This window comes from Ensifer sp. LC11 (genome assembly GCF_001695835.1).
In the GTDB taxonomy this organism is placed as follows: Bacteria; Pseudomonadota; Alphaproteobacteria; order Rhizobiales; family Rhizobiaceae; genus Ensifer.
In genome coordinates, this window is the sequence record NZ_MBSO01000029.1 from 32828 (window position 1) to 45376 (window position 12549).

General features: G+C 63.4%; 12 protein-coding genes. 9 read left to right on the top strand and 3 right to left on the bottom strand.

Translation table 11 applies throughout. The features are described from left to right. The first annotated feature begins 243 nt into the window (after positions 1-243). A complete protein-coding gene (locus BBX50_RS20135; RefSeq protein ID WP_083213745.1) occupies positions 244-1242 on the top strand; it encodes a DUF535 family protein in 999 nt (332 codons plus the stop codon). Between the two features lie 318 nt (positions 1243-1560). After that, entirely contained in the window at positions 1561-1974 is a 414-nt protein-coding gene (locus BBX50_RS20145) for a GFA family protein (RefSeq protein WP_065777127.1), read from the top strand. A gap of 38 nt (positions 1975-2012) precedes the next feature. Here BBX50_RS20145 and BBX50_RS20150 read toward each other — a convergent pair whose 3' ends face one another. The 3 genes from BBX50_RS20150 to BBX50_RS20160 all read right to left on the bottom strand — a co-directional run bounded on the left by BBX50_RS20150 (position 2013) and on the right by BBX50_RS20160 (position 4436). After that, positions 2013-2636, bottom strand: a complete 624-nt coding sequence (locus tag BBX50_RS20150) for a LysE family transporter (protein ID WP_065777104.1) — start codon at positions 2634-2636, stop codon at positions 2013-2015. A gap of 200 nt (positions 2637-2836) precedes the next feature. After that, positions 2837-3289 carry an Lrp/AsnC family transcriptional regulator gene (locus BBX50_RS20155; protein ID WP_065777128.1) on the bottom strand — a complete coding sequence of 151 codons (453 nt, stop codon included), beginning with the start codon at positions 3287-3289 and terminating at the stop codon, positions 2837-2839. Between the two features lie 88 nt (positions 3290-3377). Beyond that, a complete protein-coding gene (locus tag BBX50_RS20160) occupies positions 3378-4436 on the bottom strand; it encodes a LacI family DNA-binding transcriptional regulator (RefSeq protein ID WP_065777105.1) in 1059 nt (352 codons plus the stop codon). A 243-nt stretch (positions 4437-4679) separates the two neighbouring features. Here BBX50_RS20160 and BBX50_RS20165 point away from each other — a divergent pair, with 243 nt between their 5' ends. From BBX50_RS20165 to BBX50_RS20195, 7 genes are all read left to right on the top strand, one after another. Continuing rightward, entirely contained in the window at positions 4680-5672 is a 993-nt protein-coding gene (locus BBX50_RS20165) for an autoinducer 2 ABC transporter substrate-binding protein (protein WP_139108295.1), read from the top strand. Positions 5673-5823: 151 nt separating this feature from the next. Further along, the gene (locus tag BBX50_RS20170) at positions 5824-7338 is read left to right on the top strand and encodes a sugar ABC transporter ATP-binding protein (protein WP_065777130.1); all 1515 of its coding nucleotides are present in this window, start codon (positions 5824-5826) and stop codon (positions 7336-7338) included. After that, positions 7331-8332, top strand: a complete 1002-nt coding sequence (locus tag BBX50_RS20175; protein WP_065777106.1) for an ABC transporter permease — start codon at positions 7331-7333, stop codon at positions 8330-8332. The genes BBX50_RS20170 and BBX50_RS20175 overlap by 8 nt, the downstream gene beginning before the upstream one ends. Then, a complete protein-coding gene (locus tag BBX50_RS20180; protein ID WP_065777107.1) occupies positions 8329-9327 on the top strand; it encodes an ABC transporter permease in 999 nt (332 codons plus the stop codon). The genes BBX50_RS20175 and BBX50_RS20180 overlap by 4 nt, the downstream gene beginning before the upstream one ends. A 2-nt stretch (positions 9328-9329) precedes the next feature. Then, the gene (locus BBX50_RS20185; RefSeq protein WP_065777108.1) at positions 9330-10178 is read left to right on the top strand and encodes a sugar phosphate isomerase/epimerase; all 849 of its coding nucleotides are present in this window, start codon (positions 9330-9332) and stop codon (positions 10176-10178) included. 48 nt (positions 10179-10226) lie between these two features. Then, positions 10227-11696: an FGGY family carbohydrate kinase gene (locus tag BBX50_RS20190; RefSeq protein ID WP_065777109.1), complete on the top strand. Its 1470-nt coding sequence runs from the start codon at positions 10227-10229 to the stop codon at positions 11694-11696. Continuing rightward, entirely contained in the window at positions 11693-12388 is a 696-nt protein-coding gene (locus BBX50_RS20195) for a class II aldolase/adducin family protein (RefSeq protein WP_065777110.1), read from the top strand. Before BBX50_RS20190 ends, BBX50_RS20195 begins: the two co-directional genes overlap by 4 nt. The last annotated feature ends 161 nt before the right edge of the window (positions 12389-12549 follow it).

Consider the following 12549-nt stretch of genomic DNA (forward strand, 5'->3'; position numbering starts at 1 on the left):
TATAGGGCCCGGCGCCTTGTGAGATGCGCAATGGCTGCCGCAACACTTTGAACGCCGACCAGCAACCTGAGATAGGCGACGGTTCAGGGATGTCCGCTTTCGGGCCTATCCGACAGCTGGTCGCGTCCTGCCAGCGCAGGCGCTCAATTGTCGACGGCTTCTCCGCAATTCCTTGACAGTAACCGGGCAAACCCAGGCTGCCGGATATCCCGGCCGGCAGAGTTTGCTCTCAAGGATTGCACAATGTCCCTGGAATTCAGGCAGGAATACAGCGCGGATCTGCGGTTGCCCGCTCAAGGCGGCAAGACGTTCGGCGGGGAGCCACCCGCGTCTCCGCGACGGTCGGCCCCTGGACCGTTTGCCAGCGAGCGGTCGCCGGCCAAGGCATCGATCCTGGGTCATGTTCTGAAGCTCGGTCTCAGGGTGAGCCTGAAACGCGCCGTCGTCTTTTCGATGCGGTTTGCGCGCCACCCCTTGCTCACGGTGCGCTGGATCACGTTCCTCAGTGAATTCGGCGAACAATACCGATTGGGTCTGCCGCATGATGATCTCGTGCGCAAATCGATCCCGACCTTCTTCCTGCACGGCGCATCCTCCGGGGCGCGGCTCGACCTGCTGCGCGATCATTTCGACGTTGCAAGCGAAGTGCTTTCGCGCCGCTCTTTGATGGCGCTCTGGCGCGGAAGCACCCTGGAGATGGGAACAGTTTCCGGTCGCAGCGAAAACTACCGCATCCAGTTGCAGCTGGCCGACCATTGTGGCGCGCGCCACGAAGGGGCGTTCGCGATCCGGCTTCGCCGCCAGAGCGACGACTTTGCGCTGTGCACGGTCGGCTTCGTTTTCGTGCGCTGCGGCGACGAGGCTTACAGTCTTGCGATCGGCGGCATGCAGGGGCCGAAAGGCGAGGATGCCAAACGGTCGCTGATCACGGCCACGCGCGACCTTGGGGGCCTGCGCCCGAAGGATGCGGCATTGCTCGTCCTTCAGGGGCTGGTGTCCGAAGGGCACGCCGCCTGCCTCTACGCGGTTTCGAACGAGAACCATGTCATCAACCGTCGCCGGCTCAAGCGACGGAAGATGATGCTGGCCGACCTCGATGCCTATTGGTTTGACCGAGGCGGCGAGCCGGCCGGGCCTTTCGGCTTCAGCCTTCCGCTGACCGACGGTAGGGGTGTTCCTGAGGGCAATCGCCGCGAGCAAAGCAAGCGGGCTTTTCGCGATGTCGGCGCCTGGTTCTACTGAGCGGCGGCGCCTGGCACGTGAAGCCGCGGCATTTCGTCGGCGAGCGATGGCGAGTCTGTGGGCTGTCCGGCTATCGAGGCCGCTGGCGCAAGACGGTGTTCTACCGCGGCTATGGTCGCCGCCAAATTAGCCGGCGATTGGGTGTCGTCCTGGGCCGTGGCCGGGGCCGTGACGCAGCCGCCGAAGATCAGGGTCAATATCACCAAAATCATACGCATGGATGGCCAAACGCAGTGTCATTGCCGAGCTACCCCAAACCGCTCGTTGCAAGTTATGCTACGGCCGATTCGAAGCCGCAACTGGAGGTAATGCGTGGCCGTGGCCAGGAAGCTCAAGCCTCACACGGGTGGATGCCTGTGTGGATCAATCCGTTTTGAGGCGCAGGGAAAGGCGGGAAAGCCGCATACGTGTTCGTGCAAGATGTGCCAGCGTCATTCGGGAGCGCTGACGCTGTCCTGGGTTGAATTTCCCAGGGATGCCGTGGCCTGGACCGGTCCGGGCGGTGCTTCGTCGGTCTATCGTTCCTCGGACTATTCCAGCCGCGCCTTCTGCCCCACATGCGGCAGCAGCCTCGGTGCGATCGATGATGCGCCGGTCGTGGCCCTGCTCATCGGTGTTTTCGACAAGACCAGTTCTGCCGATCTGATCCCGACCAGCCACAGCTTCCGCTCCACGCGACCCAAGTGGTGGCACGTGGAGGCGGTGAAACCCGCGACCGAGAAAGACAGGTGAAAAGTGGTCGACGCAGCCGAAGGCTGCGTCGACAGGTCTTAGAGCAGCCCCTTTGCCGCGGCGCCGATGGCAATGATGCCGAAGGCGATCAGAACGAGACCCGAAACGCGCGATACCCAGACGACGAAGCTGTCGGGAAGCCGCGTCCTGGCGATCGCCACGCCACCGCTCAAGAAAAACCACCAGCCGAGCGACCCCAGAAAGACGCCCACGACGACGATGGCGGCGCTCAGTGCGTCGCCCGCTTCCGCGAGACCGAGGCCGGCGAAGATCGCGGCGAAGGAGAGGATCGTCGCCGGATTGGTCATCGTCAGCAGAAATGTGGCGATGGTCGTGCGGACGAGATCGCGTCCGCCGACATCGGCAGCTGCCGTCACCGCCTTCGGCCGCAGCCCGCGCCAGCCGAGCCAGATCATGAACAGCCCGCCGGCGAGACTGAGCGGCGTTGCGATCATCGCGAGGACCGCTGCGAAGGCAGCAAAACCGATCGCCGCAAGCGCGGCATAGGTGGCATCCGCGGCCGCCGTACCCAGCCCGCCGGCGACGCCTGCCCAGAAACCACGCTCCAGCGTGCGGTTGATGCAGAGCGCGCCGATGGGGCCGAGCGGTGCGGCGATCGCAAGACCGAGCAGGAGGCTTTTTCCAAACAGCAACGTAGACATAGGCGTAGGGCTCCGGCCGCGGCATGGCTCGACCCATCCGCTTCAAGGATGGCGCATGCCCGGCAAATCAAAAATGTTGCAGCAGACTTACAGCGCCGCGCGTCTTAAAAGACGCGCTAAGGTCGCTGTGACACGTCAAGGCGCTGCATATTTGCCCTCACATCGATGTCGACTTCAGGACATGTGCAGCAGCGCGGCCGTCAGGCGCGCGGCGCGGTCGTTGCCAGGCTCTCCCGGACGGTCGACAGCGCGATCACCGTTTCGCTTCGCGCCAGGAAGCGCCGTTGCTTCAGTTCGGCGAGGAACGGCTCGAGATCGCCGAGCGACGGCATCCGGACCTTGACGCAATAGGACCAGCCGCCGGTAACGTGATGGCATTCGGCCACGGCAGGGTGGTCAGCCATGAAGGCGCGGAACGCCGCCTCGTCCGCATCCGGCGCCAGGCCGACCCAGACGAAGGCAAGAACGTCGAGGCCGAGAGCGCGATGATCGACCTCGACGGTGAAATTTCGGATCACGCCATTGGCGACGAGCCGGCGGATGCGCTCATTGACCGCGGAGGGCGAAAGTTCGACAGCCGTACCGATGTCAGTCAGCGACCGCCGCGCGTCTTCAGCGAGAATTTCGATGATTTTTCTGTCTACGGCGTCCATGAATAACAAATACGTGGAAAAATGACTAATGTACAGAGGTTTTTTCGTTTTGTGAGGTGTTCGACCAAGGAAACGTTGGTGGAGCCGGTTATTCGATGTCCTTCAACGCATCGAGCGGGCCGGTCAGCGCCGTTCGCGGCTGCACCAGTTCCGGCTGGATGAGGTGAATGCGCGGCTGGGGGCGGGCTTCCTCGATGACCTCGAAGGCCTTGCTGATCATGCCCTCGACGTCCTGGCGGATCATGATGACCGGGAAGGGCAGAAAGGACGCGAAGGGGTCGTAGTCGTAGCAGCCGACGACGAGATCGGTGAAGTTCTCGTGCGGGTGCCCGGCCATGAAGCGCAGCAGGCCTTCGAAATTGATCGACGAGTTGACGAAGAGGCCGCGCGGCAGCTTGCCATGTTTCCCGTAAAAGGCCTCGAAGGCGAGCCTGGCATTGTTCGGTGCGTAACCCGTCGGCTGGATGCATTCGTCCGGATCGGCGCCGAGGAGCTCGTTTTTGACGGCACGGAACCCACGGATACGCTCGCGGCTGGCATGGTCGTCGCGGCCGCCGAAAAGGTAGAGCTCGTGCGGCTCGAGCGGGCCCGACGCCTGGAAGCGGCGGATGATCGCTTCGGTCAGCATCCGCCCGCCTTCGTAGTTGTCGCTGATGACAGAGGGCACCTTGGTGCCAGGCAAATCGATGTTGATGTGCTTGAGACCGGCCGCTTCGCAGACCTCGTGCACGCCATCGGGATCCGTGGCGCCACAGATGAACAACTCGTCGATCGAATAGGAGATCAGCGTCTCGGCGGTCTTGCGCTCCTCTTTCGGATCGCGGCTGGCGCTGACGACGATCGGGCACTGCCCTTTGCTGCGTACGTGCGCCTCGAAGGTTTGGGCCATCGACGAAAAATAGCGGTTGTCATGGATCGGCAGCAACAGGCCGATCAGGCCCGAGCGCGAGCTGCGCAGGCCGCGCGCTTGGCGGTTGGCCGTGTACTGGTGCGTCTCGGCAAGGCTGCGGATCAGCTCCGCCGTGCTTTCCTTGATCCGCCGCTTCTGCCAGGTGCCGTTCAGGACAGCACTTACGGTTGATGGCGAGCTGCCGGATAGCACCGACAGGTCGTAGATCGTCGCTTTCTTTTTGCCGCTGCTGGCCATCGCTTTCTCCTCTGATCGTTTTAGTGCCGATTTCCCCTTGACGAAAGATTAAGTCTGCACAATAGTTCTTGCACCATCGATTGTGCAAACAAGAAATATCGATTGTGCAATTTGTGGTGCCGTCTGAGGAGGCGGCGATCAGGGAGGCGAGGACAGCTTCGCCAGTGATGGTTGGAAACTGGAGGCCGGCGCTTGAATAGCGACCGGACGCGTTCCCTTTGCGGGAACGAGTGGAGGAGAGATATGATCAGGAAAATTCTCGTCGCCGCCCTGGCGACATCGCTGGCGCTTGCAAGCTCTGCGGCCGCCTTTGCGCAAGAGGCCGGCAAGGTCGGCGTCGTCGTCAAGATCGGCGGCATTCCATGGTTCAACGCCATGGAGGCGGGGATCAAGGAGCGCGGTCAGAAACTCGGCATTGACGCCTTCATGGTCGGCCCGACCAGCGCCGACCCGGCGCTGCAGGTGCGCGCGATCGAGGACCTCATCGCGCAAGGGGTGAAGGTGATCGGCGTGGTGCCGAACGACGCCAAGGTGCTCGAGCCGGTTCTCACCAAAGCCAAGGAAAAGGGCATCATCGTCATCACCCATGAATCGCCGAGCCAGAAAGGTGCCGACTGGGATTTCGAACTCGCGTCCTCGACCGGTTTCGGTGAAGCGCATGGCAAGCTGCTTGCCGAGAAGATGGGCGGCAAGGGCGAATACGCCGTGTTTGTCGGCTCGCTCACCGTGCCGCTGCACAACGCCTGGGCCGATGCGGCAATCGCCTACATCAAGAAGAACTATCCTGACATGGCGCTCGTTGGTGACCGCTACGGCGTCGCCGAAGACGTCGACAAGAGCCGCTCGACGGCACTCGACCTGATCTCCGCCCATCCGAACCTGAAAGGCTTCCTCGCCTTCGGCAGCCAGGGTCCGATCGGCGCCGGTCGTGCCGTCGAAGAACGCCGCAAGATCGGCGAGATCTTCGTGCTCGGTCCCTTCTCTCCCGGTCAGGGCCAGAAGCTGGTGAAGTCCGACGCGATCTCCGGCGGCTTCATGTGGAATCCGAAGCAGGCCGGCGAAGTCTTCGTCACCCTTGCCGACAAGCTGATGAAGGGCGAGGAGGTCAAGGACGGTGATGAAATCGAGGGTCTCGGCAGGGTCAAGCCTGACTTCGATAACCGCAACATCATCGTCGACCAGCTCGTGCCGATCAACAAGGACACCGTTGCCGACCTCGCGGCAATGGGCCTCTGACGTCCAGAGTTTAAGAGTTCTCCCGGCTGCTGGGCCGGCTCCGGCCGGCCTGGCAAGTCCCCCTCAGCTGTAAGGGAGCGGGATGAGGAAAAGTGTTTGCGGCTTTCCGCCCGCATTCCGCTCCAACCTGACGATTTAGGGGCACATGTTCATGCACCAGCTTGCGACCGCGGGAGGAAGCGAAAAGCCGCTTCTGTCCCTGCGCGACATCAACATGACCTTCGGTGGCGTCAGAGCGCTCAAGAATGTGAGCTTCGACGTTCGCCCGGGCGAGGTCCATTGCCTCGCCGGTGAAAACGGCTGCGGCAAGAGCACGCTGATCAAGATCATCACCGGCGTCTACCGCCCCGCCGACGGCGCGTCGATCGAGTATGACGGCGAAACCTATTCCCACATGTCACCGGTGACCGCGCAGGATCGGGGTATCCAGGTGATCTGGCAGGATCTGGCGCTGTTTCCCGAAATGAGCGTTGCCGAGAACATCGCCTTCCAGACAGTGCTCGGCCGGTGGCCGAAGCTTGTCGACTACGGCCGCATGCGTCAGATCGCCAAGGACGCGCTTGCCCGCCTCGGCGTGACGCTCGACGTCGATCTGCCACTGAAGGAATACGCCATCGCCCAACGCCAGATCGTGGCCATCGCCCGGGCGCTCGTCGGTGAAGCGAGACTCGTCTTCATGGATGAGCCGACGGCCTCCCTGACCCAGTCGGAAACCGACCATCTGCTCGACATCGTGCGCGGCCTGTCCGCCTCCGGCGTCGCCGTCGTCTTCGTCAGCCATCGGCTGGCAGAGGTGCTGGAGATTTCAAGCCGCATCACGGTGCTGCGCGACGGCGCGCTGGTCGGCGTCTATCCCGCCTCGGGCATGACCCAGTCGCGCATCACCGAACTGATGACCGGCAAGACCTTCGATCAGCGGGTGCGGGCGAAGTCTCGCGATGATCAACCGATTGTCCTCGAGGTCAAAGGTCTCTCCCGTCCTGGTCAGTTCGAGGATGTTTCGCTCACGGTTCGGCGCGGCGAGACGCTCGGCATAACAGGCCTGCTCGGCGCGGGGCGTACAGAGCTGGCGCTGACCCTCTTCGGCATGCTGAAGCCCACTTCCGGCACCATTGCGCTTGAAGGCCGGCAGGTTCGCTTTTCCTCCAACCGCGATGCGATCAGGGCCGGCGTCGCCTATCTTTCGGAGGACCGGCTGTCGCTCGGCCTCATCCAGCCGCAATCGATCGCCGACAATCTGGTGATCAGTTCGCTCGACAAGATCCTTGCAGGCGGTCTGCTTTCGGACGAGCGCAAGGGTGGCCTCGTCGGTCGCTGGATCGCCGATCTCGGTGTCAAGATCGGACTGCAGCAGGATGCGATCTCGACCCTTTCGGGCGGCAACCAGCAGCGCGTGGCGATCGCCAAGTGGCTGGCGACCGACCCGAAGCTCCTGATCCTTGACGCGCCCACTGTCGGCGTCGATGTCGGTGCCCGCGCCGGCATCTTCGACATCGTCGCCCGGCTTGCCGAAAGCGGGCTTGCGATCATCCTGATCTCCGACGAGGTGCCGGAAGTCTATTTCAACGCCGACCGCGTGCTGCACATGGCGCAGGGCCGCATCGTCGGCAGCTATGATCCGCGCGCATCGTCGCTCGCCGAGATCGAGGGAGCTGTCTATGCGTAGCTTCGCCCGCACCCATGCGACGGAAGTGTCGCTGCTCGCCGTCATCATCGCGATCAGCGCGGTGCTTTCGGTCTCGACCGCCAACTTCTTCTCGCTCGGCAACGCCTTCGACCTTTTGAACATCAGCTCGGTCAATATCATCTTCGCCGTCGGGCTGCTCGTGGTGCTGATCGCCGGCGGCATCGACATCTCCTTCGCCGTTGCCGCCTCCGTCGTCCAATACGGCACGGCGATCGCGCTCGGCTGGATCGGCGGCGGCGGCTGGATCTCGGGGCTCCTGATTGCCGGATCGATCGGCATCCTGCTCGGCGCCATCAACGCCTTCCTGATCCATCGGTTCAAGGTGATCTCGATCGTGGCGACGATCTCCACCTTCAATATCTACTTCGGCCTCCTGATGTTCTTCACCAAGGGTGTGTCGATCTACGACCTGCCGGATTGGCTGACGGACCGCGTCATCCTGTTCGAACATGAGATGCCGGATGGAACCTGGATCGAGATCACCCTGCCTGTCCTGGTGATGGTCATCTGCGTCATCGCCACCTGGGTCTTGATCACCCGCACCACCACCGGCCGCCAGCTCTACGCTTTCGGCGACAATCCGGAGGGTGCGCGCCGTTTCGGCATCAACATCGGCGCGATGCAATTCATCGCCTTCGGCTGGCTTGGCCTGATGGCCGGCATTGGTGGCCTTATCCAGGCCCACTACGCCCAGGAGGTGGTACCGAACGCGCTTTACGGCCGCGAACTCGACGTACTTGCGGCCGTGGTTCTCGGCGGCGCGCGGCTTGGCGGTGGCAGGGGCTCGGTGCTTGGCTGCGTGCTCGGCGTGCTGCTGATCTCGATCACCCAGAACGGCCTCAACCTGATGGGTGTCTCGCCCTTCGCCTTCAAGATGATCATCGGCGCCATCATTCTTGCAGCAATCACGCTCTCCAACACCAACATCGAGCGGCTGCTGCCCTTCATCGCTCAGAAAGGCGCCGGACGATGAGCACGATCGTTGAACGCGTAAAGACTCTGTTCGGGCCGGAAATGGCCGGGCCGGGGCTGGCTTTCCTCGCCGTGGTGCTCACCTTCGGCATTGCCTCGCCGCAGTTCCTGAGTGTGGCCACCTTCGGCTCGGTTGCCTTCCAGCTGCCGGAACTCGGGCTTCTGACACTTGCTATGCTGCTGCCGATCCTGACCGGCGGCCTCAATCTGGCGATCACCTTCACGGCCAACATCGCCGGGCTGACGCTTGCCTGGGTTCTGCAGGCAAACGGCGGTGTGGATGCGGGCCCCGGCGCCTTTGTGCTCGGCTCGGTTCTGGCGCTTCTGGTCGGTGCGGCGAGCGGCGTGATCATGGGGCTGGTGATCGCCTTTACCCGCGCCCATCCCATTCTCGTGTCGCTGTCGATGATGATCTTCCTGCGCGGTCTCGGTGAGTTCCTGACGCGCGGCGGTGACGTCTCCGGTTTTCCGGCTTTCCTCGGCCCGCTCGGTCATGGCTCGCTTCTCGGCGTGCCGATCCCGCTCATCGTCTTCATCGCCTGTGTGTTCGCCTGGAACCTGCTGCTTTCGCGCAGCAAGCTCGGCTTCAACACCTATATGATCGGCTCCAACCTCGATGCGACGCGCTATTCCGGCATCAACACCCGCAAGGTCATCGTGCTCGTCTACGCGCGCTCGGGTGCGATGTGTGCGATTGCCGGCATCATCATGCTGGCGCGCTTCAATTCCGTGCGCATCGGCCACGGGGAAAGCTATCTGCTGATCACGGTGCTTGCCTGCTTCCTGGGCGGCGTCAATCCGTTCGGCGGCTTCGGCCGGGTCATTCCCGTCTTCGTCGCGCTGGTGGTGCTCCAGCTTCTCTCGTCCGGGCTCAACCTTGTCGGTGCCAACCAGCATCTGGCGACCGCCGTCTGGGGACTGCTGCTTGCCGGCGTCATGGTGCTGCGCTTCGTCGCCACCAAGTTCAAGATTTCGTTTGTCAGAAAGGAAACATGACCATGCAGGGTTTTGGCGTCCATACGAGCATGTGGACCATGAATTGGGATCGCCCCGGTGCCGAGCGCGCCGTCGCCGCCGCGGTGAAATACGGCGTGGATTTCATCGAGATCCCGATGCTCAACCCGCCGGCGGTCGACACCGCCCACACCCGGGCGCTGCTTGAGAAGAACAAGCTGCGCGCGGTCTGCTCGCTCGGCCTGCCGGAACGTGCCTGGGCGTCCGTTCGCCCTGATGCGGCGATCGAGCATCTGAAGGTGGCGATCGACAAGACGGCCGATCTCGGCGGCGAGGCGCTGTCCGGTGTCATCTATGGCGGCATCGGCGAGCGCACCGGCGTGCCGCCGACAGAGGCCGAATACGACAACATCGCCCGCGTCCTGCAGGCAGCCGCCAAGCATGCCAAATCGCGTGGCATCGAACTCGGCGTCGAGGCGGTCAACCGCTACGAGAACCACCTGATCAACACCGGCTGGCAGGCGGTCGACATGATCAGGCGGGTCGGCGCCGACAATGTCTTCGTCCATCTCGACACCTACCACATGAACATCGAGGAGAAGGGCATCGGCACCGGCATTCTCGATGCGCGAGAACATATCAAATACATCCACCTTTCCGAGAGCGATCGCGGCACGCCCGGCTACGGCAACGTCGCCTGGGACGAGATCTTCGCGACGCTGGCCGCGATCGGCTTCAAGGGCGGTCTGGCGATGGAGAGCTTCATCAACATGCCGCCCGAGGTCGCCTATGGTCTCGCCGTCTGGCGTCCCGTGGCCAAGGACGAAGAGGAAGTCATGGGCAATGGCCTGCCGTTCCTGCGGAACAAGGCGAAGCAATACGGATTGATCTAGGCGGGCGCGCGTTCAGCGCCGCCCGGATCAGGACGGGAGGGTTGCGTCATGCCAGTTGCAGCGGACGAAGATGCCGGTACGGTCGCCGTGCTCGATGTCGGCAAGACCAACGTGAAGCTGAATGCGGTCACGACGGACGGTGTCGTCCTGGAAACGCTGAGCGTTGCCAATCCGGTGTTGCCGGGACCGCCCTGGCGACATCACGACCTCGATGGGCTCGGCGAATGGATCTTCTCCCGTCTGGCAGACCTCGGCCGCCGCCACCCGTTACGGACCTTCGTCGCCGCCGGCCACGGGTCCGGAGGCGTGCTTGTCGGCGATGATCCGGATGCGGCTGCCGGTGTGGCTCTGCCGATGATCGACTACGAACAGCCGCTGCCGGACGAGATCCGGCGTGGCTATGCGCCGCTTGCCGGCTCCTTCTTCGACCGGGGCAGCGCGACGATGCACAGCGCCACTCACCAGGCGCGCCAGCTCTACTGGATGGAGGAGCACGCGCCGGACGCGGTGAGAGGGGCACGCTGGTATCTTGGATTGCCGCAATATTGGGCGTGGCGGTTGTCGGGTGTCGCCGTCTCCGAGGCGAGCTTGCTCGGTGCCCAGTCGCATCTCTGGAATGTCGCAGAACGCCGCTTCGCACCGATCGTCGACGCCCGCGGATGGCGGCGGCTGATGCCGGACTTTGCCGATGCCTGGCAGGTTCTGGGATGCGTGCGGCCGGAACTTGTTCGCCGCTTTGGACTGCCGGAGGGTCTCAATGTGCTGGCCGGAGGCCACGACAGCAGCCTGAACCACTATCGCTATCATGCGGCCGGTCTCGGCGATTTCATCGTCGTTTCCACCGGAACATGGATCGTCGGCTTTTGCGGCCAGACGGCGCTCGATCGGCTCGATGAGCATCGTGGGATGACGCTCAACAGCGACGTCTTCGGTCGCCCGCTCGCTGGTGTGCTCACCATGGGCGGCCGGGAGTTTTCGCATGTCGCGGGTCACGAGCCGCCGGAGGCGCTGGTGTCTGACGACGTGGTCCTCGGTCTGATCGCGAAACGGACCATGGCGCTGCCGTCCTTTGGCGACGACGGCGGCCTTTTTCCGGGGAGTGCCGGGCGCGGTCGCATCAGCGGACCGCCACCGGAGACGCCGATCGAGCGCAAGGCGCTGGCGCTTCTCTATTGCGCGCTGCTGACGGCCGAATGTGTCGAGGCGCTCGGGCCCGGGCGGCTGGTCGTGCTCGATGGAAGTTTCTTGCGCGACCCCCTCTATGCCCGCCTCGTCGCAGCAGTGCTGCCGAACCGGCGGGTCCGCTTCAACATGGACGCCCACGGTGTGGCATCCGGGGCCGCGCTGCTTGCAAGGGAAGGCCGTCGTTCAAGGCCGCCTGCGCTCTCGCTCGCCGATCCGTGCGACGTCTCGCACCTTTCGCCGGCCGTTGCCGTCTACGCGTCGCAATGGCGGGCGCGCGTCCGCGCCGGGCAAAACAATGATTTCAGTCGCGACTTCGAAAGGACATATCGATGACCAAGACCGACATTCTGTCGCTGCGCCGCGAGATGGTGAGCATCTGCTGCCGGATGAATTCGAGCGGCATCAACCAGGGCACTGCCGGCAACATTTCGGTGCGCACCAACAACGGCTTCCTGATCACGCCATCGTCGCTCGCTTATGAGACGATGCAGCCCGAAGACTTGGTCGAAATGGATTTCGACGGCACCTATGCCGGTCTTCGCCCATCGTCTGAATGGCGCTTTCACCGCGACATCCTGAGGGAGCGCCCGGATATCAACGTCGTGCTGCATTGCCATTCGATTTATGCAACCACGCTTGCCTGCCATCACAAGACCATTCCGAGCTTCCACTACATGACCGGCATTGCCGGCGGAACGACGATCCGCTGCGCTGAATATGCGACCTTCGGCACCCAGGCGCTGTCCGACAACGCGCTCGTCGCGCTCAAGGACCGCACGGCCTGCCTGCTCGGACAGCACGGCCAGATCTCGCTCGGCAAGACGCTCGAGTCGGCCCTGTGGCTCGCAATCGAGGTCGAGACCCTCTCGCGCATGTATGTGCAGGCACTGACGCTCGGCGAGCCGCCCATTCTGCCTGATGATGAAATGGAGCGGGTCATCGCCCAGATGCGCCGCATGAGCTACGGCCAGGCGCCCGATGGCGAGGGCGTCAACGATGTCGCCCGCCCCCGGGCGGCTGTCTGAACGTGTCGTTCGACGTGACCTTGTCCGACATCGTCCTTCGTCCCGCTGGCGCTGCGGTATCAGCGAGTGCACGTGCGTCAAATGCGTGCCGACGCTCGTGGTGCCTCGCGTCCCTATTCTTCCCGGGTTTGCGAAATGGGGTGAATCAACTAATGCTCGGC

Coding starts and splice junctions, on each gene's coding strand:
- BBX50_RS20135 (WP_083213745.1), top strand. CDS start 244: ATGTCCCTGGAATTCAGGCAGGAATACAGCGCGGATCTGCGGTTGCCC.
- BBX50_RS20150 (WP_065777104.1), bottom strand. CDS start 2,636: ATGTCTACGTTGCTGTTTGGAAAAAGCCTCCTGCTCGGTCTTGCGATC.
- BBX50_RS20155 (WP_065777128.1), bottom strand. CDS start 3,289: ATGGACGCCGTAGACAGAAAAATCATCGAAATTCTCGCTGAAGACGCG.
- BBX50_RS20160 (WP_065777105.1), bottom strand. CDS start 4,436: ATGGCCAGCAGCGGCAAAAAGAAAGCGACGATCTACGACCTGTCGGTG.
- BBX50_RS20165 (WP_139108295.1), top strand. CDS start 4,680: ATGATCAGGAAAATTCTCGTCGCCGCCCTGGCGACATCGCTGGCGCTT.
- BBX50_RS20170 (WP_065777130.1), top strand. CDS start 5,824: ATGCACCAGCTTGCGACCGCGGGAGGAAGCGAAAAGCCGCTTCTGTCC.
- BBX50_RS20175 (WP_065777106.1), top strand. CDS start 7,331: ATGCGTAGCTTCGCCCGCACCCATGCGACGGAAGTGTCGCTGCTCGCC.
- BBX50_RS20180 (WP_065777107.1), top strand. CDS start 8,329: ATGAGCACGATCGTTGAACGCGTAAAGACTCTGTTCGGGCCGGAAATG.
- BBX50_RS20185 (WP_065777108.1), top strand. CDS start 9,330: ATGCAGGGTTTTGGCGTCCATACGAGCATGTGGACCATGAATTGGGAT.
- BBX50_RS20190 (WP_065777109.1), top strand. CDS start 10,227: ATGCCAGTTGCAGCGGACGAAGATGCCGGTACGGTCGCCGTGCTCGAT.
- BBX50_RS20195 (WP_065777110.1), top strand. CDS start 11,693: ATGACCAAGACCGACATTCTGTCGCTGCGCCGCGAGATGGTGAGCATC.